Below are 23,956 nucleotides of genomic sequence, written 5' to 3' on the forward strand. Positions count from 1 at the left end.
GGTACTCAGGGCGCGCGCCGGGTGTCACGCGGTGGGCGGGTGGGTTCCAGATTCGGCGTCTGCTGCTGGCGGCGCAGATTTTCACCATTACCGATGCCGCGGTTGTCCAGGGAAGGTGTGCGCTGGATGGGCTGGGTAGAAGGGCCGCGCACCGGTGGTGTGACAGGTTGGCTGCCTTGGCGGCTGTTGGGGTTGGCGCGCTGGATCGGGCTGTTGTAGGGGTTGTTGTTACTGGCAGCGAGCAGCAAGGGCTGCACGGGCGCCGCCTGTGCAGACAAGCCCAGCAACAAGCCGACGGCCAGGGCTGGCAATGTAAGATTCATACTCCACCTCGTGTACGAAAAGGTGCGCCTCATGCGTTTGATAGCGTAAGGCGCGAGGCGTTCGCAGAAAAAGGGTGAATGCGATTCGTGATGTTTCAATATGAACCTCAGGCAGCCCTGCTCGCCTTGCAGACTATGCCAGGCATGGGCCTTCGATGCTCGAAGGTTGAGATTGCGGCATCCTCAGAAGTAGAACCGCTGCTTTCAACACTGACTTACATTTGCCACACTTAAGGCCAGTTTCCATTGGCAAGGTCCATTTGCATGACTGCCGCTTTGCAACGCTACGCCCGACTATCGCTGGTCTTGCTGCTGGCTGGCGTGTTAAACGCCTGCGCTTTGTTGCAGGCGCGCGACCCGCTGAACATCAGCGTGATCGGCATCGAACCACTGGCGGGGCAAGAACTGGAGATGCGCATGGCGGTAAAGATGCGTGTACAAAATCCTAACGAGGCCCCAGTCGACTACAACGGCATCGCGCTGAATCTGGAGGTCAATGGCCAGGCCCTGGCCTCTGGGGTTAGCGACCAGCAGGGGCATATTGGCCGTTACAGTGAAGCGGTGGTGGTGGTACCGGTGAGCGTCACGGCTTTTGCATTCCTGCGCCAGGCCTATGGTCTGAGCAGGCTCGACTCGCTACAAGGGATGCCTTATATACTGCGCGGGAAACTGGCTGGCGGCCCCCTGGGCACCGTGCGCTTCACCGATGAGGGCAAGCTGGACCTGCCCAAAGGGGGCAACCTGTATTGGTGACAGGCTGCGGATAATCAACGGTTGGTGCTGGCGGCGGCCATCATCTTGTTGACCTCGCTGCGTACCATGCTGGCGTATTCAGGCGGCGACATGCCGTCCAGTTCGGCACGTACCCATTCGGCCCATTTGCCCTTGCGGCGCGGCTTTTCCGAAATCAGCCGAGCTGCGTCGCCCTTCGCCTTGCCCAGGTTGTTCTGCCACAATTCGAACAGCCGCGCCTTTTCTGCCTCGATCTGTGCCCGTTCCTCGAAGCTCCTGTTGGCCAGATTGAAACTCATGAAAGTACCTGCCAGTTGAAATGGCCGCTATCTTACACCGTAGTGCTGCTTCATCGCTAAGCCGGCGCAACTTTCCCGGCGCACCGGCATCCATTGCTTACCCCCCTATCGACGAGGACATGTTCATGGCCCGAAAATCAGCCATTGCAGCTAACAGCGAGCAGATCAAGGATCAGGTGTTCAGTGAGCTGCAGGCATTGATCGAAGAGTCGGAGAAGCTGCTCAACGACAGCGCCTCTCTGGTAGGTGAAGAAGCCGACACGCTGCGCGCGCAGGTCAGCCTGAAACTTCGCCAGGCTCGAGAGGCGGCCGGGCAGGTGCGCGCCAAGGCACAACCGGTAGTAGACGCAACCCAAGACTATATCGGCGGCCACCCATGGCAGACCGTTGCGGTTTCTGCCGGGTTTGGCCTGGTAATTGGCCTGCTGCTAGGCCGCCGTCACTAAACCGTTCCCCAGGCGTAGTGCCGGCTGCTTCAAATCAGGCGGCCTGCGCCATCGGAATACCACTGTGGAAACGCAATTCCTGGTCAGCAGACAGGATCAACTCCGCTTCCGCATCGCGCACCTGCTGAACCCGCTGGGCTATATCTGCTTCATCACCATACTGATGGGCGAGTTTCAGGTAGCCCTGGTAGTGACGCGCTTCGCTTTTCAGCAAGCCGTGATAGAAAGTGCCGAGCTCTTCATCAAGGTGCGGGACCAATGCTGCAAAGCGTTCGCAGCTGCGTGCTTCGATAAATGCCCCTACCACTAGCGTATCCACCAGCTTGACTGGCTCATGGGCACGTACCACGCGACGCAAGCCAGAGGCGTAGCGCCCTGCCGACACTGGCCGCAAAGGCACACCACGGCGCTTCATCAAGCGCAAAACCTGCTCATGATGTACTAGTTCCTCTCGGGCCAGGCGCGACATCATGTTGATCAGGTCCAGGTGGGTGTTGTACTTGGCGATCAGGCTCAGCGCAGTGCTGGCAGCTTTGAACTCACAGTTCTTGTGGTCGATCAGCAAGGTTTCCTGGTCGGCGATGGCCGCTTCGATCCAGGCGTCTGGAGTCTTGCAACCTAGGAAGGCATCGATTTCGGGGATCAGGGACATAACGTACAACCACACACAGCAGGCAGGACGGGCGATTATACCGGCGCCAATCATGAGCGCCAGTAGCTATGCTTGATGTACATCAAGCGGCGACGCAAGGCTCGCCTACTATAGTCAGGCATAGGCCACCATCTTTTGAGGGGAGTTCATGCCCATGCAAGCTGTCCGTAGCATTCTAGTGGTACTCGATCCCGATCATGCCCATAGCCGTGCGTTGACCCGTGCCAAGCTTATAGCCGGCGTAACCGGTGCGCGCCTGCACCTGCTCATGTGCGACAAAAAACAGGATCACAGTGCACTACTCAGCCTGCTTGGCAGTCAGCTACACGACGATGGCTACGATAACGTCTCTCATGAACAGAACTGGAACGAGACCCTGCACGAGTCGATCATCGCCGTTCAGCAGGCTGAAGGCTGTGACCTGGTGATCAAGGAACACCGGCCGGACAACCCCCTGCGCAAGGCATTGCTGACGCCAAGTGACTGGAAACTTCTGCGCCAGTGCCCTTGCGCCGTGTTGATGGTCAAGAGCGAGCGGCCCTGGACGGGAGGCAAGATTTTGGCAGCAGTGGATGTCGGTAACGATGACGAAGATCATCGGCGGCTGCATACCAGCATCATCGACCATGGCTATGACATTGCCAGCCTGGCAAAAGGTGAACTGCACGTGATCAGTGCGCATCCCTCCCCCATGCTGGCGGCATCCGATCCGGTCTATCAACTCAGTGAAACCATCGAAAAACGCTACCGAGAGGCGTGCAGTGCTTTCCAGGCCGAATACGATATCAGCGAAGATCGCCTGCATGTAGCAGAAGGCCCTGCAGATGTGCTGATACCTCATACCGAGCAGAAGCTCGATGCAGTGGTCACGGTCATTGGCACTGTCGCGCGCACGGGCATCTCAGGTGCCTTGATTGGCAATACCTCTGAAGTCGTACTCGATACGCTGGTAGGTGATGTGCTGGTACTTAAAAGTGAAGAGGCGATCGCGCACTTGGCTGAATTGGCCCGAGGCTAGAAATTTTTGCGCACAAAGACAAAACCCCTACCTGCTCGCGCAGATAGGGGTTTTGCGAAATGAATCTTGACGATGACCTACTCTCACATGGGGAAACCCCACACTACCATCGGCGATGCATCGTTTCACTACTGAGTTCGGGATGGGATCAGGTGGTTCCAATGCTCTATGGTCGTCAAGAAATTCTGTAGCCAGAATGTCCAGATGGACAGCCCAGCGAATTCGGATATGCGATATTTGTGATGCTGCGAACTTTCGGTTCTTTCGTCTTCACCACCACAATCTGCAGAAGCAAATTGCTTGGGTGTTATATGGTCAAGCCTCACGGGCAATTAGTATTGGTTAGCTCAACGCCTCACAGCGCTTACACACCCAACCTATCAACGTCGTAGTCTTCGACGGCCCTTTAGGGGATTCAAGATCCCAGTGAGATCTCATCTTGAGGCAAGTTTCCCGCTTAGATGCTTTCAGCGGTTATCTCTTCCGAACATAGCTACCCGGCAATGCCACTGGCGTGACAACCGGAACACCAGAGGTTCGTCCACTCCGGTCCTCTCGTACTAGGAGCAGCCCCTCTCAAATCTCAAACGTCCACGGCAGATAGGGACCGAACTGTCTCACGACGTTCTAAACCCAGCTCGCGTACCACTTTAAATGGCGAACAGCCATACCCTTGGGACCGGCTTCAGCCCCAGGATGTGATGAGCCGACATCGAGGTGCCAAACACCGCCGTCGATATGAACTCTTGGGCGGTATCAGCCTGTTATCCCCGGAGTACCTTTTATCCGTTGAGCGATGGCCCTTCCATACAGAACCACCGGATCACTAAGACCTACTTTCGTACCTGCTCGACGTGTTTGTCTCGCAGTCAAGCGCGCTTTTGCCTTTATACTCTACGACCGATTTCCGACCGGTCTGAGCGCACCTTCGTACTCCTCCGTTACTCTTTGGGAGGAGACCGCCCCAGTCAAACTACCCACCATACACTGTCCTCGATCCGGATAACGGACCTGAGTTAGAACCTCAAAGTTGCCAGGGTGGTATTTCAAGGATGGCTCCATGAGAACTGGCGTCCCCACTTCAAAGCCTCCCACCTATCCTACACAAGCAAATTCAAAGTCCAGTGCAAAGCTATAGTAAAGGTTCACGGGGTCTTTCCGTCTAGCCGCGGATACACTGCATCTTCACAGCGATTTCAATTTCACTGAGTCTCGGGTGGAGACAGCGCCGCCATCGTTACGCCATTCGTGCAGGTCGGAACTTACCCGACAAGGAATTTCGCTACCTTAGGACCGTTATAGTTACGGCCGCCGTTTACCGGGGCTTCGATCAAGAGCTTCGCTTGCGCTAACCCCATCAATTAACCTTCCGGCACCGGGCAGGCGTCACACCCTATACGTCCACTTTCGTGTTTGCAGAGTGCTGTGTTTTTAATAAACAGTCGCAGCGGCCTGGTATCTTCGACCGGCATGAGCTTACGGAGCAAGTCCTTCACCCTCACCGGCGCACCTTCTCCCGAAGTTACGGTGCCATTTTGCCTAGTTCCTTCACCCGAGTTCTCTCAAGCGCCTTGGTATTCTCTACCTAACCACCTGTGTCGGTTTGGGGTACGGTTCCCAGTTATCTGAAGCTTAGGAGCTTTTCTTGGAAGCATGGCATCAACCACTTCGTCGCCTAAAGGCAACTCGTCATCAGCTCTCGGCTTTGAGATCCCGGATTTGCCTAAGATCTCAGCCTACCACCTTAAACTTGGACAACCAACGCCAAGCTGGCCTAGCCTTCTCCGTCCCTCCATCGCAATAACTGGAAGTACAGGAATATTAACCTGTTTTCCATCGACTACGCTTTTCAGCCTCGCCTTAGGGACCGACTAACCCTGCGTCGATTAACGTTGCGCAGGAAACCTTGGTCTTTCGGCGTGCGAGTTTTTCACTCGCATTGTCGTTACTCATGTCAGCATTCGCACTTCTGATACCTCCAGCAAGCTTCTCAACTCACCTTCACAGGCTTACAGAACGCTCCTCTACCGCATCACCAAAGGTGATACCCGTAGCTTCGGTGCATGGTTTGAGCCCCGTTACATCTTCCGCGCAGGCCGACTCGACTAGTGAGCTATTACGCTTTCTTTAAAGGGTGGCTGCTTCTAAGCCAACCTCCTAGCTGTCTAAGCCTTCCCACATCGTTTCCCACTTAACCATGACTTTGGGACCTTAGCTGACGGTCTGGGTTGTTTCCCTTTTCACGACGGACGTTAGCACCCGCCGTGTGTCTCCCATGCTCGGCACTTGTAGGTATTCGGAGTTTGCATCGGTTTGGTAAGTCGGGATGACCCCCTAGCCGAAACAGTGCTCTACCCCCTACAGTGATACATGAGGCGCTACCTAAATAGCTTTCGAGGAGAACCAGCTATCTCCGAGCTTGATTAGCCTTTCACTCCGATCCACAGGTCATCCGCTAACTTTTCAACGGTAGTCGGTTCGGTCCTCCAGTCAGTGTTACCTAACCTTCAACCTGCCCATGGATAGATCGCCCGGTTTCGGGTCTATACCCAGCGACTAAACGCCCTATTAAGACTCGCTTTCGCTACGCCTCCCCTATTCGGTTAAGCTCGCCACTGAATATAAGTCGCTGACCCATTATACAAAAGGTACGCAGTCACCTAACAAAGTAGGCTCCCACTGCTTGTACGCATACGGTTTCAGGATCTATTTCACTCCCCTCTCCGGGGTTCTTTTCGCCTTTCCCTCACGGTACTGGTTCACTATCGGTCAGTCAGTAGTATTTAGCCTTGGAGGATGGTCCCCCCATATTCAGACAAAGTTTCTCGTGCTCCGTCCTACTCGATTTCATTGATAAGAGATTTTCGTGTACGGGGCTATCACCCACTATGGCCGCACTTTCCAGAGCGTTCCACTAATCTCAAATCAACTTAAGGGCTGGTCCCCGTTCGCTCGCCACTACTAAGGGAATCTCGGTTGATTTCTTTTCCTCAGGGTACTTAGATGTTTCAGTTCCCCTGGTTCGCCTCTTGCACCTATGTATTCAGTACAAGATACTCAGCTTATGCTGAGTGGGTTCCCCCATTCAGAGATCTCTGGATCACAGTCTGTTTGCCGACTCCCCAAAGCTTATCGCAGGCTACCACGTCTTTCATCGCCTCTGACTGCCAAGGCATCCACCGTATGCGCTTCTTCACTTGACCATATAACCCCAAGCAATCTGGTTATACTGTGAAGACGACATTCGCCGAAAATTCGCATGTTGCTCTTTCGAGCAGAACTCACAAATTTTACCTTAGCCTGATCCACCAGCAGTGAAACTGGTGTTCAGTCTATTTCTATCACATATCCGAATTTTTAAAGAACGATCTGACAAAAGCCAGAAATCAACATTCAAGCCGAATGTTCATTTCTAAGTTCTGACAAGTTACTGCAAAAGTGGTGGAGCCAAGCGGGATCGAACCGCTGACCTCCTGCGTGCAAGGCAGGCGCTCTCCCAGCTGAGCTATGGCCCCGTATTCTACGGCTGAACCATGTAATGGTAGGTCTGGGCAGATTTGAACTGCCGACCTCACCCTTATCAGGGGTGCGCTCTAACCAACTGAGCTACAGACCTATAACAGGGTCGCGTTACAGCATCGTCTTTATACAAAGAATCAAGCAATTCGTGTGGGAGCTCATCAGCAGGCTGATGTCGTCGATTAAGGAGGTGATCCAGCCGCAGGTTCCCCTACGGCTACCTTGTTACGACTTCACCCCAGTCATGAATCACACCGTGGTAACCGTCCTCCCGAAGGTTAGACTAGCTACTTCTGGTGCAACCCACTCCCATGGTGTGACGGGCGGTGTGTACAAGGCCCGGGAACGTATTCACCGCGACATTCTGATTCGCGATTACTAGCGATTCCGACTTCACGCAGTCGAGTTGCAGACTGCGATCCGGACTACGATCGGTTTTGTGAGATTAGCTCCACCTCGCGGCTTGGCAACCCTCTGTACCGACCATTGTAGCACGTGTGTAGCCCAGGCCGTAAGGGCCATGATGACTTGACGTCATCCCCACCTTCCTCCGGTTTGTCACCGGCAGTCTCCTTAGAGTGCCCACCATAACGTGCTGGTAACTAAGGACAAGGGTTGCGCTCGTTACGGGACTTAACCCAACATCTCACGACACGAGCTGACGACAGCCATGCAGCACCTGTGTCAGAGTTCCCGAAGGCACCAATCCATCTCTGGAAAGTTCTCTGCATGTCAAGGCCTGGTAAGGTTCTTCGCGTTGCTTCGAATTAAACCACATGCTCCACCGCTTGTGCGGGCCCCCGTCAATTCATTTGAGTTTTAACCTTGCGGCCGTACTCCCCAGGCGGTCAACTTAATGCGTTAGCTGCGCCACTAAAATCTCAAGGATTCCAACGGCTAGTTGACATCGTTTACGGCGTGGACTACCAGGGTATCTAATCCTGTTTGCTCCCCACGCTTTCGCACCTCAGTGTCAGTATCAGTCCAGGTGGTCGCCTTCGCCACTGGTGTTCCTTCCTATATCTACGCATTTCACCGCTACACAGGAAATTCCACCACCCTCTACCGTACTCTAGCTTGCCAGTTTTGGATGCAGTTCCCAGGTTGAGCCCGGGGCTTTCACATCCAACTTAACAAACCACCTACGCGCGCTTTACGCCCAGTAATTCCGATTAACGCTTGCACCCTCTGTATTACCGCGGCTGCTGGCACAGAGTTAGCCGGTGCTTATTCTGTCGGTAACGTCAAAACACTAACGTATTAGGTTAATGCCCTTCCTCCCAACTTAAAGTGCTTTACAATCCGAAGACCTTCTTCACACACGCGGCATGGCTGGATCAGGCTTTCGCCCATTGTCCAATATTCCCCACTGCTGCCTCCCGTAGGAGTCTGGACCGTGTCTCAGTTCCAGTGTGACTGATCATCCTCTCAGACCAGTTACGGATCGTCGCCTTGGTGAGCCATTACCCCACCAACTAGCTAATCCGACCTAGGCTCATCTGATAGCGCAAGGCCCGAAGGTCCCCTGCTTTCTCCCGTAGGACGTATGCGGTATTAGCGTTCCTTTCGAAACGTTGTCCCCCACTACCAGGCAGATTCCTAGGCATTACTCACCCGTCCGCCGCTGAATCAAGGAGCAAGCTCCCGTCATCCGCTCGACTTGCATGTGTTAGGCCTGCCGCCAGCGTTCAATCTGAGCCATGATCAAACTCTTCAGTTCAATACTGCTTGGGTTTTTAAGAAACCCTAAACTTGGCTCAGCAATCTCAAATGACTATGTGATTTCTCGCATGGTCACTTGTGATGCTGATAATCTTTCTGACTATCAGTCCATACTCACAAGCACCCACACGAATTGCTTGATTCGATTTGTTAAAGAGCGTTTGGTTAAGAGCTTTTCGTCTCAACCGAGGCGCGCATTCTACGCTTTCCTCAGAGCCTGTCAAGCGTTTATTTTGAAGTTCTTTGCGAGAAACTCGTTCAACTTCAAACACTTGGCTCGCTGCGATCTCTCGTAGCGGGAGGCGAATCATACAGCGTTTAGAAGCGCTGTCAACCACCATTTCACCGCTATCGATCAGGCGATCGAAGCACCACCAGCACTACCTGGATTAAGCAACTCTTTGAATTTCAAGGAGTTTCTCGTTCCGACTACGCTGGAAGTGGGGCGCATTATAAGGGGATTCAAGAGGGCGTCAAGGCTTTATTTCAAATCACTGAACATACATGCAAGAAGGTGTTTTGGCGGGCACCTTGCACCTCACCCTTGCAATTGCGCACTATATTGCACACCCACACCCATCATTAAAAGGATTGCCGCGTACAAATGAACACCCAGCCCCGCAGCTTGGCCACCATGCTGTTTCCTATAGGCCTGCTGCTTATCGCCATGGCATCGATACAGTCCGGTGCCTCCCTGGCCAAAAGCATGTTCCCGATCATCGGCGCACAAGGCACCACAACCCTGCGCCTGATCTTCGCCAGCATCATCATGCTTCTAATTCTGCGCCCTTGGCGCGTACGGATGACCACCAAGACGCTGCGCAATGTGATCATCTACGGCATGGCCCTGGGCGGGATGAATTTCCTCTTTTATATGGCACTGCAGACAACACCACTGGGCATCGCCGTAGCCCTCGAGTTCACCGGCCCATTGGCCGTAGCGCTTTTCGCGTCGCGGCGCGCCATTGATTTCCTGTGGATTGCACTGGCAGTCAGCGGCCTGCTGCTGCTGATCCCGGTCGGCCATGGCGGCCAGCCCCTCGACCTCACGGGCGCCGCCTATGCACTGGGTGCCGGCGTGTGCTGGGCCCTTTATATCCTCTTTGGCCAACGCGCCGGAGCAGAACACGGGATTCAGAGCGCAGCACTGGGTGTAGTGGTCGCGGCGATATTTGTTGCGCCGATCGGTATCGTTCATGCCGGCACCGCACTGTTGACACCTGCGCTCATACCACTGGCCCTAGGGGTCGCAATACTCTCGACCGCCCTGCCCTATAGCCTGGAAATGGTCGCCCTGACCCGCATGCCAGCCCGTACATTCGGCACTCTGATGAGCATAGAACCGGCCATTGGTGCCCTTTCCGGTTTATTGTTCCTGGGCGAGTTGCTGAGCGTAACCCAGTGGCTGGCCATTCTCGCCATCATTGCCGCATCAGTGGGTGCCACGCTGTCCATGCGCCGCGACGCGAAGCCCCCTGTTGCAGCCGACTGATTTGAGAAATATTTTCATTTGACCCGGAATTGGCCATTGTAGCGCGCAGTCCTGCTGATTAAGCTGTCACAAAACCATAATCTTTACGCTATCTACTTGCATGCACACGGATGTCAAAGGCTATTCAGGAAGAACCGAAGCGATAACGACAGGGTCAGACAACTGATCAACCCTGCATTTAAGGACAGGAATGAAACGTATTTTGCTCATCCTGGCCGTCTTGGCCATTGCCGGATGTGCCGCAACGGCCAAGACTGAGGTCAAAAAAGGGAAGAAGGGCCTGCACATCAACTGCTCCGGCCTCTCCTCATCCTGGGACAAGTGCTACAGCAAGGCCGCCACGGCCTGCAGCACACGCGGTTACAAGGTCATCGCCCGTTCTGGAGACACCGACGAAGAGCCGGGTGATTACCTCTTCGGCATCAACCCAGCCGGGTATACCAGCCGCAGCATGATCGTCATCTGCAAGTAAACAGAAAGGGCAGCTCGTGAGCTGCCCTTCTTTTATCTACTGCCCACCCCGACTGCTCACAATGCTGCTGTGCGAGCTTCAAGCCAAGCCAATGCGTCGCCTGACAGCAGGGGAGCAAGGCGCTCGCGAACCGTCGCGTGGTAGCCGTTGAGCCACGCCAGTTCATCCTTGGTGAGGCACTCGGTGAGCAGGCAGCGTGCATCGATAGGGCATAACGTCAGGGTCTCGAAATCGAGGAAATCACCGAACTCACTTTTGCCCGATGCCCGGTTGACCACCAGGTTCTCGATGCGCACCCCCCAAGCGCCAGGGCGATAGGTCCCTGGCTCGATGGAACTGATCATCCCTTCCTGCATAGCGGTCTGCGGCGCGGTAGCAGCCTGATAGGCAATGACCTGCGGCCCTTCATGCACATTCATGAAATAGCCGACACCGTGCCCGGTACCATGGCCATAGTCGACCTGATCCGCCCAAATCGGCGCCCTCGCGATAGCATCGAGCAAGGGCGAAAGAATACCGCGCGGGAATGTGGCGCGTGACAGAGCGATCATACCCTTGAGCACCCGAGTGCAATCCTGCTTCTGCTCAAACGTCGGAGTGCCCACCGGAACCATCCGCGTGATGTCGGTGGTTCCGCCCAGATACTGCCCTCCCGAGTCGATAAGCAGCAAGCCATTGCCTTCAATGACCGCGTGAGATTGCTCGGTGGCACGGTAATGGGGCATTGCACCATTGGCATTGAAAGCTGCAATGGTCGAGAAACTCAGCGAGACGAAGCCGGGGCGCCGTGCACGCGCAGCACTCAGTTGTTCATCGATGGTCAGTTCGGTGATGGGTTCCTTACCTTGACTCGCCTCAAACCAGGCGAAGAACTCACACAGCGCTGCGCCATCCTGCTCCATGGTGTGGCGTATATGGACCAGCTCATCTTCACCCTTGCGTGATTTGCTCAATGTGGTCGGGTTCGGCCCTTCAATCAGCGAAACCTGGGGGCCTAGGTTCTTGAGCAGGCCACAGGTCACGCGCGCAGGATCGACCAAAAGCCGGCCGCCGGCAGGTACCTGTGACAGCGCTTCGCCGATCTCCGAATAATCACGCACCTCGATACCATCGGCTTCCAGTACATGGCGCAAATGCGCGTCAAGCTTTCCAGCGCCAACGAATAAAGCGGCGCGCCGCTGGCTGATCAACGCAAAGGAAACGAATACCGGGTTGTAGGAGACATCACTACCGCGCAAATTGAACAGCCAGGCGATGTCATCCAGGGTCGCAATGAAGTGCCAGTCTGCGCCCTTCTCTTCCATGGTGCGGCGCAACTGGGCAAGCTTTTCCGACCGACTGACTGTGGCGTGAGGCGGCAGGTGCTGATACACAGGGTTACTCGGCAGCGCAGGGCGCTCTTCCCAAACCTCGGCAAGCAAATCCTGGCTGGTTACCAAGCGAATGCCGCGCCCCCTGAGGCGCTCCTCGAGCTGGCGCGCAGACGCCAGCGCCATGACCGCCCCATCCACGGCCACTGTTCCTTTGGCCGGGACATTGTCGCCCAGCCATTCCAGCGCACCCGGCTTACCCGGCTGCAGCTTCATGAGTTCGATGCCGCTACCCGCCAACTCCTTGATAGCTTGCTCCCAGTAACGGCTATCGGCCCACACCCCTGCAAAATTTGCAGTGACCACCAACGTACCCACCGAACCATCGAAGCCCGACAGCCACCGCCGCCCCTGCCAATAGCCCGGCAGGTACTCAGAAAGATGAGGGTCGGCTGAGGGCACCAGCAGGGCATCGACCCCCTCCCTGGCCATTACCTCGCGCACACGCATCAGGCGCTCGGGAACCCTCTGCTCACGGGTGGTATGAACGTTCATTCGCACTCCTGCGGTAACATCTTGGTTGATCCAGATGCACGATAATGGAACAGCCAACCTCACCCTGCAATCGCGACGACTGACTCGCGGCCTGCAAGCCATCGTTGCGCGTGCAAAGGAACAGCGGTTCCTGCCACTACGAACCATCGATCGCTTCCACCTGAACTTCCCCAAACCATGGGCTTCACAATCAGTACATTCATTGCAGACAGGCTGATGCCCATGCCCAGCACCTGCGAATCAAAAGCGGGGGTCGTCCTCCTCGATGCTCGCGATCACACCCCTGAGCACGAACACGCAGTGCACCTGAAGCTGGCTGATGGCCTGGCCGAGCTTCTAGGGTGCGCGCGAGCAACCCCTGATCTGCCACCCAAAGCCGCCGACCACTATTACTACCTACCCACTGAAACCCTCATCGACCCGCAACGTTATGCCCACCTCGGCATCCGAACGGAACATGACCTGTTCGGGGGCTTGGTCAGTCATCCTTATATGGCAACCAAAGCGATCTCCCACCCGCTGCCTGCCAATGCCACCTTCCCCCCAGGCTGGACTGACGACTTCGCCCGCCAGGCCAGCGATGCCCTGCTGTGCGGTTACACCGTATTCAGCAAAGCCGATGCCCGGCGGGCCGCGCAGTTACTGCTGCGCGATGGCGCAGTACGGCTCAAGCCGGTGCTGGCATGCGCGGGGCGTGGGCAACAGGTGATCGTTCAACTGGATGAACTGGAACCATTGTTGGCCAACATTGATGATCAGGGCCTGGCCTTGTGGGGGCTGGTGCTGGAGGAGGACCTCAGTGAAGTGGAAACCTTCAGCGTTGGCCAAGTGCGTGTCGCCGGCCTGACCTGCAGCTACCTCGGCACCCAGCAGTTGACCCAGGACCACCAAGGTACCGAGGTATACGGAGGCTCCGACCTGCTGGTGGTGCGCGGCGACTACCAGGCCTTGTTGCAACTGCCACTGGAGGACCACCTGCGCCTTGCCATCAACCAGGCCCTGACCTATGAGCATGCAGCCGAGCAGCACTTCCCAGGCTTCATCGCCTCCCGGCGCAACTACGACATCGCCCGCGGCAAAAACCCTGAGGGCCACCTGCGCAGTGGCGTACTTGAACAATCCTGGCGTTTGGGTGGGGCCAGCAGCGCTGAGCTGCTGGCCCTGCAGGCCTTTGCCGATGACCCGGCACTGCAACGGGTGCGAGCCTCCACCCATGAAATATTCGGTACACCCAACCTTCCCACTGACGCCACCCTCTTCTATCAAGGAAACGACAGTGAACTCGGACAATTCTGCAAGTACGCGCGGATTCGCGAGTATGGCCATTCAGAGTGAAACCGTCGAACTGCAGGTCGACGACGACAGCATCGCCGGTACCTTGGTCAGCCCCGGAAGCAAGATGCCCGGGATCCTTTTCGTACATGGCTGGGGCGGTAGCCAGCAACGCGACCTTGCACGGGCCCGGCATATCACAGGGCTCGGTTGCGTGTGCATGACCTTTGACCTGCGGGGCCACGAAAAAACCGAAAGCCAGCGCCTTACGGTTACACGCGAGCAGAACCTCAAAGATTTGCTGGCTGCTTATGACCGCCTGGTCAGCCACCCCGCGGTGGACAACAGTGCGATCGCCATCATCGGCAGCAGCTATGGCGGCTACCTAGCCACCTTGCTGACCCTGCACCGCCCAGTGAAGTGGCTGGCTCTGCGCGTACCTGCGATGTACTGGGACGACGAATGGGACAAGCCCAAACAGACCCTGGACCGTCAGCGCCTGAAAGCCTACCGCCAGCGCCTGCTTGGCCCAGGTGACAATCGCGCCCTGGCTGCCTGCGCGGGGTTCGCTGGCGATGTGCTGCTGGTCGAGTCGGAACAGGACGACTATGTGCCGCACACCACGCTGATGAGCTACCGTTCGGCTTTCGTCAGCGCCCACTCGCTTACCCACCGCATCGTCGACGGCGCCGACCACGCACTATCGAGCGAGCAAAGCCAGAAAGCCTACAGTTCGATCCTCGCATCGTGGATCAGCGAGATGGTGATAGGCGCGCGCCTGGACCGCTATCCCCACTATGCCCCTTGGTATGCCTGAGGCGCGCCGACCTGGCAGTGCAGGCCACCGTCGACACCCCGCGCCAGGCTTCGTAACGCCTGATAAGCGGCAAAGTTGACGCTGCGCGCCTGATGTCGACGCACGATTTCGAGGAAGGGCTCTTCGACAAAAGACGCAGTTGCCGCTACCCAAGCCTGTCGTGATTGCCACTGTAGACACTGCAATACGCGGCTACCGTCATCGCTGGCCTGGATGCTGACTTCTTGCAGTCCCTCAAAACGCGAGGCCAGCTCCTCAGCGCGAATTACCAATGCGTGGGCAAGTGCCTCCTGGCGGGTGGCAGGCACTTCATATTCGATCATCTGGGTGAACCACAGCGGTTGCGGCATGGCCAACATGGGCAGTCTCCTTGCTCCGGACGCTTGCAGCGCGATGATCGGCAGGGTAAAACCTCCAGTTAACTCAAGGTCAAGAGCTTTTTCGCATGCCCAGACATACGCCGACCACCCACGAAAAGCTGCTCAGTGTCGGCCAACTGGCCGCGCGCAGCGGTGTGGCGGTAACAGCTCTGCACTTTTATGAAACCAAAGGCCTGATCCAGAGTTCCCGCAACGCCGGCAACCAGCGCCGTTACCCGCGGGCGATGCTGCGCCGCGTGGCGGTGATCAAGATGGCTCAGCGCTTGGGCATCCCGCTGGCCAACATCGCCAGGGCCCTGGCGACGCTACCAAATGATCACATTCCTACCGCCGAGGACTGGCGACGATTGTCCGAAGGCTGGCGCGAAGACCTCGATCGGCGCATTGGCGAAATGATCCTGTTGCGCGATCAACTTGACGGCTGCATCGGCTGCGGTTGCATGTCGCTGAAGGACTGCCCGCTTCGCAACCGCCAGGATCACCTCGCCGGCGAGGGGCCCGGGCCGCATCTGCCCTGAACTACGCATTCATCCCGCGCACCGCCTATAACTAATGGCACCCGATGCTACTGACCCAGGAGGCAACATGAGCAAGCAGGCGCTGATCATCATCGACATCCAGAACGACTATTTCCCGGAGGCAAGTGGCCCCTGGAAGGCGCCAACCCGGCGGCCGACAATGCGGCAAAGCTGCTGGCCGCGGCACGCCAGCGAGGCGACCTTGTGGTGCATGTGCGGCATGAGTTCGAAAGCGAAGACGCGCCGTTCTTCGCTCCCGACACCCAAGGCGCTGCGATTCACGCAAAAGTCCAGCCGCTGGAAGACGAGCCCGTCGTGCTCAAGCACAAGGTGAATGCATTTCTTGATACCGATCTCAAGCGCACGCTCGATGACCAAGGTGTAAAAACACTCACCATAGTCGGCAGCATGAGCCACATGTGCGTCGATGCCGCCACGCGAGCAGCAGCTGACTTTGGCTACGATGTCACGGTGGCGCACGATGCCTGCGCCACCCTGCCTCTTGAGTTCAATGGCAAGCAAATACCGGCAGCCCAGGTGCACGATTCGGTGATGGCTGCACTCGCGTTTGCGTACGCCAAAGTGGTGAAGACCGATGAGCTTCTGAAAAACTGACCGTTCAAATTACCACGTTGCGTACGAAGCGCGTCGGCACGGCACCATCGTTGCGGTAGGCATAGCGGCAGTTACTGGGAAATACATGGAACTGACCGACGTGCAGGCAGTGCTCGATCTGCTCGATGATCAGCGTCAGTTGCCCTTCAGCCACATAGATCTGCTCGCTCCAGCCCTCGGCATCGGCTTCACTGGTGTAACACTCACCCGGCGCCAGGGTCCACTCCCAGATCTCCACCTCTCGCCGAGCGGTGCTGCTGGCCAGCAGCACCGCCTTGCTCTGGGGATGCTCACCGGCCCAGGCCAGTTCGTCGATGCGGCTGGTATCGCGCTGGTCGGGCGCCTGGATCAGCCGGCTGAAGGCAACCCCCAACGCTTCAGCTATAAGGTCGAGCGTAGTCAGGCTGACGTTCTTCTCACCGGCCTCGATCGCCACCAGCATGCGCCGGCTGACACCTGAGCGCTCGGCCAAGGCACTCTGGCTCATCCCCACTGCATTGCGCAGACCACGAACGTTGAGGCTCACATGCTGGAGCACCGAAGCACGGTGCGCGGAATCTTTGTGCACTATATTGCTCACTTTTAAAGGTTGCGCAGTATACTGCCCACTTTGCGGCGATTGTGCGCTGCCACTTCCGAGTAAGCAAGACCATGAGCCAACCGATCAACCGCCAGCAGACCACCGTATCCTTGCGCCTGAGCAAGGCCGAGGTGGTACTGGTGTTCATCACCATGCTGTGGGGCGGCACCTTCGTGCTGGTGCACAACGTCATGACCGTGAGTGGCCCGATGTTCTTCGTCGGCCTGAGGTTTGCTGCAGCCGCCTTGTTCGTCGGCCTGGTCTCGATACGCGCGCTGCCCGGGCTGACATTCACCGAATTGAAGGCCGGCGCGCTGATTGGTGCGACCATCATGCTCGGTTATGGTTTGCAAACCATGGGCCTGCAAACCATCAGCAGCAGCCAGTCGGCCTTTATTACTGCACTGTATGTGCCCTTCGTACCGCTGTTGCAGTGGCTGGTGCTTGGCCGTCGGCCAGGGCTGATGCCAAGCCTGGGAATCTGCCTGGCGTTCCTCGGCCTGATGCTGCTCGCTGGCCCCGAGGGCGGTACCCTGCGTTTCAGCGAAGGCGAAATCGTGACCCTGGTAAGCGCCGTGGCCATTGCGGCCGAGATCATTCTGATCAGCCGGTATGCCGGGCAGGTCGATGTGCGCCGCGTCACCGTAGTGCAACTGGCCACCGCCTCGCTGCTGTCGTTCCTGATGATCGTACCGACTCAGGAGCGCATCCCCGACTTCTCCTGGCTATTGTTGCTAAGTGCACTGGGCTTGGGTGCCATGAGCGCAGTGATCCAGGTGGCGATGAACTGGGCGCAGAAATCGGTATCGCCAACCCGCGCCACACTCATCTACGCCGGCGAGCCGGTGTGGGCTGGCATCGTCGGCCGTATCGCAGGCGAGCGTCTGCCCGGTGTGGCACTCATAGGCGGCCTGATGATCGTCATCGCCGTGGTGGTCAGCGAACTTAAAGTTCGACGCCTACGCAATGAAAGCGAAGAGCTCGAGGTAGAGGGCGAACGCGAAGGCGGGCTGTAAAGTAGTGAACGGCAGCTATGCTCTGTAAAAAACTGTTATAAAAAAACAGCTTGTCACACCCTGTTTGTATGATTCTGCGACAGCTTGCGTGTTGGTGATCAACTGCACGGCACGTATGATCCTTGGCAAACCTTTCCAGAATAGAACGCTATGTCCTTGATAGTGCTACTGCTTCTGCCGTTCTTGGGCAGTTGCCTGGCAGCTGTGCTGCCGCACAACGCACGTAACGCCGAGTCCATCCTGGCTGGGCTCGTGGCCCTGGTCGGCACCGTCCAGGTAGCACTGCTGTACCCCCAGGTTGCCCACGGCGGTGTCATCCGCGAGGAGTTTCTCTGGCTGCCCAGCCTGGGCCTGAACCTGGTCCTGCGCATGGACGGCTTCGCCTGGCTGTTCTCGCTGCTGGTACTGGGCATAGGCACCCTGGTGTCGCTGTACGCGCGCTACTACATGTCGCCACAGGACCCGGTACCACGCTTCTTTGCCTTCTTTCTGGCGTTCATGGGCGCCATGCTCGGCCTGGTGATCTCGGGCAACCTGATCCAGCTGGTGTTTTTCTGGGAGCTGACCAGCCTGTTCTCGTTCCTGCTGATCGGCTACTGGCACCACCGCGCCGACGCCCGACGCGGCGCCTACATGGCGTTGATGGTTACCGGCGCCGGCGGCCTGTGCCTGTTGGTCGGCGCGTTATTGCTCGGCCATGTGGTGGGCAGCTATGACCTGGACAAAGTGCTGGCTGGCGGCGAGACCATTCGCCAGCACGCGCTGTATCCAGTGCTGCTGCCCCTGATCCTGGTCGGAGCATTGAGCAAGAGCGCGCAGTTCCCCTTCCAGTTCTGGCTACCTCATGCCATGGCAGCACCGACCCCGGTTTCAGCTTATCTGCACTCGGCAACCATGGTGAAGGCCGGGGTGTTTTTACTGGCCCGGTTGTGGCCGGTGCTTTCGGGCAGCGAGGAGTGGTTCTGGATCGTCGGTGGCGCGGGGGCCATAACCCTGCTGCTGGGGGCCTTCGCAGCGATGTTCCAGAATGATCTCAAGGGCCTGCTGGCTTACTCGACCATCAGCCACCTGGGCCTGATCACGCTTCTATTGGGTTTGAATAGCCCACTCGCCGCAGTGGCCGCCGTGTTTCACATACTCAACCATGCCACTTTCAAGGCCTCGCTGTTCATGGCCGCCGGCATCATTGACCACGAAAGCGGCACCCGTGACATCCGCCGCCTCAGCGGGCTGATCCGTCTGGTGCCCTACACCGCGACCCTGGCGATGGTGGCGAGCGCCTCGATGGCCGGCGTGCCATTGATGAACGGTTTCCTGTCCAAGGAAATGTTCTTCGCCGAAACCGTGTTCATCAGCTCCACCGCTTGGGTCGAGGCCGCGCTGCCGGTAATAGCCACCTTGGCCGGCACTTTCAGCGTTGCCTACGCTTTGCGCTTCACCGTTGACGTGTTCTTTGGCCCTGCCGCCCAAGACCTGCCTCACACACCTCACGAGCCACCACGCTGGATGCGCGCGCCAGTCGAACTGCTGGTGCTTACCTGCCTGGTGGTGGGTATTTTCCCTGCCCAGTCGGTCGGCCCGTTACTGGCCGCTGCAGCCCTTCCAGTGGTGGGTGGTACTCTGCCGGAGTACAGCCTGGCCATCTGGCACGGCTGGAATGCCCCGCTGATCATGAGCCTGGTGGCCATGAGCGGCGGCATCGTGCTCTACCTGCTGCTGCGCAACCAGTTGCGCCGAGGGCGCTTCCCGTATCCACCCCTGCTTGAGCATTTCAATGGCAAGCGCCTGTTCGAGCACGGCCAGGTGCACCTGATGTTACTGGCCCGGCGCATCGAGGGGCTGCTGACCACTCGCCGCCTGCAGGCGCAACTGTTCATGCTGGTGCTTGCCGCCTTCCTCGCGGGGCTCACACCAATGCTGTACAGCGGCCTGAGTTGGGGCGAGCGCCCTAAAATCCCGGGCTCAGGTGTGTTCGTCGCCCTTTGGCTGATCGCTATCGCCTGCGCCATTGGCGCCGCCTACCAAGCCAAGTATCACCGTTTGGCCGCCTTGATCATGGTTGGCGTCTGCGGCCTCATGACCTGCATCACCTTCGTATGGTTCTCCGCACCTGACCTGGCGCTGACCCAACTGGTCGTCGAGGTTGTCACGACGGTACTGATCCTGCTCGGCCTGCGCTGGCTGCCGCGGCGTATCGAGGGCGTCTCACCGCTGCCCGGCAGCCTCGACCGTGCCCGCATGCGGCGCGTGCGCGACCTGCTGCTGGCAATCCTGGTCGGCGGCGGCATGGCGCTGCTGTCCTACGCCATGCTGACACGACCAACGCCGAACGACATTTCCTCGTTCTACCTGAGCCGAGCCTTGCCACAAGGTGGCGGTACCAACGTGGTCAACGTGATGCTGGTTGACTTCCGCGGCTTCGACACCCTGGGCGAGATCACCGTGCTGGTGGCCGTCGCCCTGACCGTATTCGCCCTGCTGCGCCGCTTCCGCCCACCCAAGGAGAGCATGCAACTGCCAGCTCAGCAGCGCCAGCTTGCACCCGACGTGGTCACCGACCTGATCAACCCGCGCCATGCCACCGACACAGCTTTGGGCTTCATGATGGTGCCTGCGGTGCTGGTACGACTGCTGCTGCCGATCGCCCTGCTGATCTCGATGTACCTGTTCATGCGGGGCCACAACCAGCCTGGCGGTGGCTTTGTCGCTGGCCTGGTGATGTCGGTGGCATTCATCCTCCAGTACATGGTCGCAGGGACCCAATGGGTCGAAGCCCAGATGAGCCTGCGCCCACTGCGCTGGATGGGCACCGGGCTATTGTGCGCAACACTGACAGGGGTCGGCGCCATGCTGCTGGGCTACCCGTTCCTGACCACGCATACCGCCCACCTGCACCTGCCAGTGCTGGGCGATGTGCATGTGGCCAGCGCACTGTTCTTCGACGTGGGCGTGTACACCGTTGTGGTCGGCTCGACCCTGCTGATCCTCACAGCCCTGGCACACCAGTCGGTGCGAGCCTACCGCCCGGGTAATCCGTCCAAACCCAGCCAAGCAGGAGCCGCCTGATGGAAGAAGTCATCGCAGTCGCCATCGGCGTACTGGCAGCATCGGGCGTGTGGCTTATCCTGCGCCCACGGACCTATCAGGTGATCATGGGCCTGTGCCTGCTGTCGTATGGCGTCAACCTGTTCATCTTCAGTATGGGCAGCCTGTTCATCGGCAAGGAGCCGATCATCAAGGAAGGCGTGACACAGGACCTGCTGCACTACACCGACCCACTGCCCCAGGCGCTGGTTCTGACGGCCATCGTCATCAGCTTTGCCATGACCGCCCTGTTTCTGGTGGTGCTGCTGGCATCTCGCGGCCTGACCGGCACCGACCACGTGGATGGCCGGGAGCGTGATGAATGAGTGAGATGAGCCGACTGATCATCGCCCCCATCCTGCTGCCGTTGCTGACCGCAGCAGTGATGCTGATACTGGGCGAGAAGCACCGCCTGCTCAAGGCGCGCCTCAACCTGCTGTCCACCTTCAGCGGCCTGGTCATCGCCGTCAGCCTGCTGCTGTGGGTGCGCGTCCAGGGCCAGGCGGAATCGATCGGTGTGTACCTGCCGGGCAACTGGCCCGCGCCTTTCGGCATCGTGCTGGTGGTTGATCACCTGTCGGCGCTGCTGCTGACTTTGACCGGGGTCATCGGCATCAGCGCCCTGCTGTTCGCTCGCGCCCGCTGGGACAGCGCCGGCGCCAGCTTCCACGCACTGTTCCAGATCCAGCTGATGGGCCTGTATGGTGCCTTCCTGACAGCCGATCTGTTCAACCTGTTCGTCTTTTTCGAAGTGCTGCTAGCGGCCTCTTATGGCCTGCTGCTGCACGGATCGGGGCGAGCGCGGGTGCGGGCCGGCCTGCACTACATTGCCATCAACCTGTTCGCTTCTTCGCTGTTTCTGATTGGCGCCGCGATGCTTTACGGCGTAACCGGCACCCTCAACATGGCCGACCTCGCGCTGAAAGTACCGTTGGTGCCCGAAGCCGACCGTGGTTTGCTGCACGCGGGCGCGGCAATCCTGGCCATAGCCTTCCTGGCAAAGGCCGGCATCTGGCCGCTGAATTTCTGGCTGGTTCCGGCCTATGCCTCGGCCAGCGCACCCGTAGCCGCATTGTTCGCCATCATGACCAAGGTTGGCCTGTACGCTGTGTTACGGCTCTGGTCCCTGTTGTTCTCGGGTCAAGCCGGTGCATCGGCGCATTTCGGCGGGCAATGGCTGATCTATGGGGGCTTGGTCACGCTTGCCATCGCAGCCGTGTCGATACTTGCCGCACAACGCCTGGAGCGCATGGCAGCACTGAGCATACTGGTTTCGGCAGGCACCCTGCTTGGCGCGATCGGCTTTGCTCAGCCAGCCCTGACCGGAGCAGCGTTGTTCTATCTGGTCAATTCAACCCTGGCACTGTGTGCATTGTTCCTGCTCGCCGAGCTGGTGGAGCGCTCTCGCTCGGCCAATGAGCCACCACTGGAGGACGAAGAAGGCAGCATGCCCTCGCCACTCGAGTCGTTGCACCCACCTAAAGGCATAAACCTCGACGATGAGCAGAAGGCAGTCATAGGCCAGATCATTCCCTGGACCATGGCGTTCCTGGGCCTGAGCTTCATTGCCTGTGCGTTGCTGATCATCGGCATGCCACCGCTCTCCGGCTTCGTCGGCAAACTCAGCTTGATCAGCGCGCTGTTCAACCCACTGGGGTTGGGCGTGCCGGCCGAGCAACCACTGTCAGCAGCCGGCTGGGCGCTGGTAGCCCTGCTCATCCTGTCCGGCATGGCCTCGTTGATCGCTTTCGGCCGCGTGGGCATCCAGCGCTTCTGGAAGCCTGAAGAGCGGCCCTCCCCCGCGCTGCGACACTACGAATGCCTGCCGATCGTCATTTTGCTGGGCCTGTGCATCATGCTCAGCTTCAGAGCCGAGCCGCTGCTACGTTACACCCAGGACACTGCAGCCAGCCTGCAGACCCCTGACACCTACATCAGGGCCGTAATGGCTGTACAGCCTATCCCTGGCCCGACCACGCTCGACGCACAGGTGCAGCCATGAGCCGACTTTTCCCCGCACCGCTGTTGTCTGTAGCACTGTTCATACTGTGGTTGCTGCTGAACCTCTCGGTCAGCCCGGGTAATCTGCTGCTCGCAGCCGCGCTTGGCTTTCTGGCGCCACTGCTGATGGCACCGTTGCGCCCCCAGCACGCCCAAGTGCGCAGGCCGCTGGTGATAGCGAGCCTGATTGGCCGGGTGGGTATCGATGTCATCCAGTCCAACCTGCAAGTAGCCCTGCGCGTGCTGCGCGCCGGGCAACATCCGCCTCGCTCTGCCTTTGTCCATATCCCGCTGGACCTGCGCGACGCCCACGGCCTGGCGGCACTATCGATGATCACTACCGTAGTGCCCGGTACCGTCTGGTCAGAACTGGCCCTGGACCGCAGCGTCCTGTTGCTGCACGTGTTCGACCTCAAGGATGAGAACGCTTTTATCGAGCACTTCAAACACACCTATGAACGACCGCTGATGGAGATTTTCCAATGACAGGCCTGCTAGCCTATGCAGTGCTCGCCAGCTTGTTCATCTTCGCCTTGGCCATGGGCCTGACGCTGATCCGGTTGTTTCGCGGCCCCTCCGCCCAGGACCGGGTACTGGCACTGGACTACCTGTACATCCTGGCCATGCTCATGATGCTGGTATTGGGAATCCGCTATGCCAGCGATACCTACTTTGAAGGTGCTCTGCTGATTGCGCTTTTCGGCTTTGTCGGCTCGTTTGCCCTGGCCAAGTTCTTGCTGCGTGGTGAGGTAATAGAATGACCGAAGTTCTTGAACTACCGCTCTGGCTCGAGCTAGTTACCGCTGCCCTGCTGCTGCTCGGCAGCCTGTTCGCGTTGATCGGGGCCATTGGCCTGCTGCGCCTCAAGGATTATTTCCAGCGCATGCACCCACCAGCACTGGCCTCGACCATCGGGGCCTGGTGCGTTGCCTTGGCTTCGATCATCTACTTCTCATGGCTCAAGCAAGGCCCTGTACTGCACGCTTGGTTGATCCCAGTTCTACTGTCGATCACATTACCGGTCACTACGCTACTATTGGCCAGGGCGGCACTGTTTCGCAAACGCATGTCCGGGGAAGCAGTACCCGAAGAAGTCAGTAGCGGCCAAGCGGGGGGCAATTGATGTGCGGCAC

At 58.2% G+C, this 23,956-nt stretch carries 21 protein-coding genes, 2 tRNA genes, 3 rRNA genes and 1 pseudogene; 16 read left to right on the top strand and 11 right to left on the bottom strand.

From position 1 onward, the window contains the following. Positions 1 to 5: 5 nt before the first annotated feature. Entirely contained in the window at positions 6 to 323 is a 318-nt protein-coding gene (locus tag JOE27_RS07485; protein ID WP_046788277.1) for a hypothetical protein, read from the bottom strand. A 264-nt stretch (positions 324 to 587) separates the two neighbouring features. Here JOE27_RS07485 and JOE27_RS07490 point away from each other — a divergent pair, with 264 nt between their 5' ends. Further along, positions 588 to 1,076: an LEA type 2 family protein gene (locus JOE27_RS07490; protein WP_161872886.1), complete on the top strand. Its 489-nt coding sequence runs from the start codon at positions 588 to 590 to the stop codon at positions 1,074 to 1,076. Between the two features lie 14 nt (positions 1,077 to 1,090). Here the strand turns inward: JOE27_RS07490 and JOE27_RS07495 are convergent, their stop codons facing one another. Further along, positions 1,091 to 1,354: a hypothetical protein gene (locus tag JOE27_RS07495; RefSeq protein ID WP_012315267.1), complete on the bottom strand. Its 264-nt coding sequence runs from the start codon at positions 1,352 to 1,354 to the stop codon at positions 1,091 to 1,093. A gap of 125 nt (positions 1,355 to 1,479) precedes the next feature. Here JOE27_RS07495 and JOE27_RS07500 point away from each other — a divergent pair, with 125 nt between their 5' ends. After that, positions 1,480 to 1,800 (top strand): DUF883 family protein, encoded by a 321-nt coding sequence (locus JOE27_RS07500; protein WP_115274327.1) that lies wholly within the window; start codon positions 1,480 to 1,482, stop codon positions 1,798 to 1,800. 34 nt (positions 1,801 to 1,834) lie between these two features. Here JOE27_RS07500 and JOE27_RS07505 read toward each other — a convergent pair whose 3' ends face one another. Continuing rightward, the gene (locus tag JOE27_RS07505) at positions 1,835 to 2,452 is read right to left on the bottom strand and encodes a tRNA-(ms[2]io[6]A)-hydroxylase (protein ID WP_115274326.1); all 618 of its coding nucleotides are present in this window, start codon (positions 2,450 to 2,452) and stop codon (positions 1,835 to 1,837) included. A 154-nt stretch (positions 2,453 to 2,606) separates the two neighbouring features. On the opposite strand from JOE27_RS07505, the gene JOE27_RS07510 reads away from it, so the two are divergent. Then, positions 2,607 to 3,470 carry a universal stress protein gene (locus JOE27_RS07510; RefSeq protein WP_046788281.1) on the top strand — a complete coding sequence of 288 codons (864 nt, stop codon included), beginning with the start codon at positions 2,607 to 2,609 and terminating at the stop codon, positions 3,468 to 3,470. A 64-nt stretch (positions 3,471 to 3,534) separates the two neighbouring features. Here the strand turns inward: JOE27_RS07510 and rrf are convergent. From rrf to JOE27_RS07535, 5 genes are all read right to left on the bottom strand, one after another. Beyond that, positions 3,535 to 3,650 (bottom strand): 5S ribosomal RNA (gene rrf / locus JOE27_RS07515). A 131-nt stretch (positions 3,651 to 3,781) separates the two neighbouring features. After that, positions 3,782 to 6,673, bottom strand: a 23S ribosomal RNA gene (locus JOE27_RS07520). 236 nt (positions 6,674 to 6,909) lie between these two features. After that, positions 6,910 to 6,985 (bottom strand) — tRNA-Ala (locus tag JOE27_RS07525). Between the two features lie 24 nt (positions 6,986 to 7,009). Next, a tRNA-Ile gene (locus tag JOE27_RS07530) sits at positions 7,010 to 7,086 on the bottom strand. A gap of 86 nt (positions 7,087 to 7,172) precedes the next feature. Further along, positions 7,173 to 8,709 (bottom strand): 16S ribosomal RNA (locus tag JOE27_RS07535). The 16S, 23S and 5S rRNA genes sit together here with 2 tRNA genes alongside, the layout of an rRNA operon. A 606-nt stretch (positions 8,710 to 9,315) precedes the next feature. On the opposite strand from JOE27_RS07535, the gene rhtA reads away from it, so the two are divergent. Continuing rightward, positions 9,316 to 10,203, top strand: a complete 888-nt coding sequence (gene rhtA / locus JOE27_RS07540) for a threonine/homoserine exporter RhtA (RefSeq protein WP_046785186.1) — start codon at positions 9,316 to 9,318, stop codon at positions 10,201 to 10,203. Positions 10,204 to 10,393: 190 nt separating this feature from the next. Continuing rightward, positions 10,394 to 10,675: a hypothetical protein gene (locus tag JOE27_RS07545; protein ID WP_039602547.1), complete on the top strand. Its 282-nt coding sequence runs from the start codon at positions 10,394 to 10,396 to the stop codon at positions 10,673 to 10,675. 56 nt (positions 10,676 to 10,731) lie between these two features. Here JOE27_RS07545 and JOE27_RS07550 read toward each other — a convergent pair whose 3' ends face one another. Beyond that, entirely contained in the window at positions 10,732 to 12,540 is a 1,809-nt protein-coding gene (locus JOE27_RS07550; RefSeq protein WP_115274325.1) for an aminopeptidase P family protein, read from the bottom strand. Positions 12,541 to 12,756: 216 nt separating this feature from the next. On the opposite strand from JOE27_RS07550, the gene JOE27_RS07555 reads away from it, so the two are divergent. After that, positions 12,757 to 13,875: a DUF3182 family protein gene (locus tag JOE27_RS07555; RefSeq protein ID WP_115275506.1), complete on the top strand. Its 1,119-nt coding sequence runs from the start codon at positions 12,757 to 12,759 to the stop codon at positions 13,873 to 13,875. Further along, positions 13,859 to 14,629 carry an alpha/beta hydrolase gene (locus tag JOE27_RS07560; RefSeq protein ID WP_115274324.1) on the top strand — a complete coding sequence of 257 codons (771 nt, stop codon included), beginning with the start codon at positions 13,859 to 13,861 and terminating at the stop codon, positions 14,627 to 14,629. Before JOE27_RS07555 ends, JOE27_RS07560 begins: the two co-directional genes overlap by 17 nt. Here the strand turns inward: JOE27_RS07560 and JOE27_RS07565 are convergent. Then, a complete protein-coding gene (locus tag JOE27_RS07565) occupies positions 14,608 to 14,988 on the bottom strand; it encodes an antibiotic biosynthesis monooxygenase (RefSeq protein ID WP_115274323.1) in 381 nt (126 codons plus the stop codon). The two genes, JOE27_RS07560 and JOE27_RS07565, sit on opposite strands and share 22 nt — an antisense overlap. An 86-nt stretch (positions 14,989 to 15,074) precedes the next feature. On the opposite strand from JOE27_RS07565, the gene soxR reads away from it, so the two are divergent. Continuing rightward, positions 15,075 to 15,527: a redox-sensitive transcriptional activator SoxR gene (soxR, locus tag JOE27_RS07570; RefSeq protein WP_046785190.1), complete on the top strand. Its 453-nt coding sequence runs from the start codon at positions 15,075 to 15,077 to the stop codon at positions 15,525 to 15,527. 67 nt (positions 15,528 to 15,594) lie between these two features. After that, positions 15,595 to 16,142: pseudogene (locus JOE27_RS07575) on the top strand (cysteine hydrolase family protein). Between the two features lie 4 nt (positions 16,143 to 16,146). Here JOE27_RS07575 and JOE27_RS07580 read toward each other — a convergent pair. Next, complete coding sequence (locus JOE27_RS07580) at positions 16,147 to 16,710, bottom strand: XRE family transcriptional regulator (protein WP_046785192.1); 564 nt, start codon at positions 16,708 to 16,710, stop codon at positions 16,147 to 16,149. An 83-nt stretch (positions 16,711 to 16,793) separates the two neighbouring features. On the opposite strand from JOE27_RS07580, the gene JOE27_RS07585 reads away from it, so the two are divergent. From JOE27_RS07585 to JOE27_RS07615, 7 genes are all read left to right on the top strand, one after another. Continuing rightward, positions 16,794 to 17,738, top strand: coding sequence for a DMT family transporter (locus JOE27_RS07585; RefSeq protein ID WP_204918436.1), 945 nt, complete (start codon positions 16,794 to 16,796; stop codon positions 17,736 to 17,738). A 150-nt stretch (positions 17,739 to 17,888) separates the two neighbouring features. Then, a complete protein-coding gene (locus JOE27_RS07590; RefSeq protein ID WP_204918439.1) occupies positions 17,889 to 20,804 on the top strand; it encodes a monovalent cation/H+ antiporter subunit A in 2,916 nt (971 codons plus the stop codon). Then, positions 20,804 to 21,148 carry a Na+/H+ antiporter subunit C gene (locus tag JOE27_RS07595; protein WP_012315281.1) on the top strand — a complete coding sequence of 115 codons (345 nt, stop codon included), beginning with the start codon at positions 20,804 to 20,806 and terminating at the stop codon, positions 21,146 to 21,148. The genes JOE27_RS07590 and JOE27_RS07595 overlap by 1 nt, the downstream gene beginning before the upstream one ends. Beyond that, the gene (locus JOE27_RS07600; protein ID WP_115274319.1) at positions 21,145 to 22,824 is read left to right on the top strand and encodes a monovalent cation/H+ antiporter subunit D; all 1,680 of its coding nucleotides are present in this window, start codon (positions 21,145 to 21,147) and stop codon (positions 22,822 to 22,824) included. The genes JOE27_RS07595 and JOE27_RS07600 overlap by 4 nt, the downstream gene beginning before the upstream one ends. Further along, complete coding sequence (locus JOE27_RS07605) at positions 22,821 to 23,309, top strand: Na+/H+ antiporter subunit E (RefSeq protein WP_204918442.1); 489 nt, start codon at positions 22,821 to 22,823, stop codon at positions 23,307 to 23,309. Before JOE27_RS07600 ends, JOE27_RS07605 begins: the two co-directional genes overlap by 4 nt. Beyond that, on the top strand, positions 23,306 to 23,584 hold the full coding sequence (locus JOE27_RS07610) for a K+/H+ antiporter subunit F (protein WP_012315284.1): 279 nt from the start codon (positions 23,306 to 23,308) through the stop codon (positions 23,582 to 23,584). Before JOE27_RS07605 ends, JOE27_RS07610 begins: the two co-directional genes overlap by 4 nt. After that, positions 23,581 to 23,946, top strand: a complete 366-nt coding sequence (locus tag JOE27_RS07615; RefSeq protein ID WP_046785197.1) for a Na+/H+ antiporter subunit G — start codon at positions 23,581 to 23,583, stop codon at positions 23,944 to 23,946. The genes JOE27_RS07610 and JOE27_RS07615 overlap by 4 nt, the downstream gene beginning before the upstream one ends. Positions 23,947 to 23,956 lie beyond the last annotated feature (10 nt).

The sequence above is a fragment of the Pseudomonas sp. M5 genome (genome assembly GCF_016907075.1).
Classification (GTDB): Bacteria; Pseudomonadota; Gammaproteobacteria; order Pseudomonadales; family Pseudomonadaceae; genus Aquipseudomonas; species Aquipseudomonas putida_E.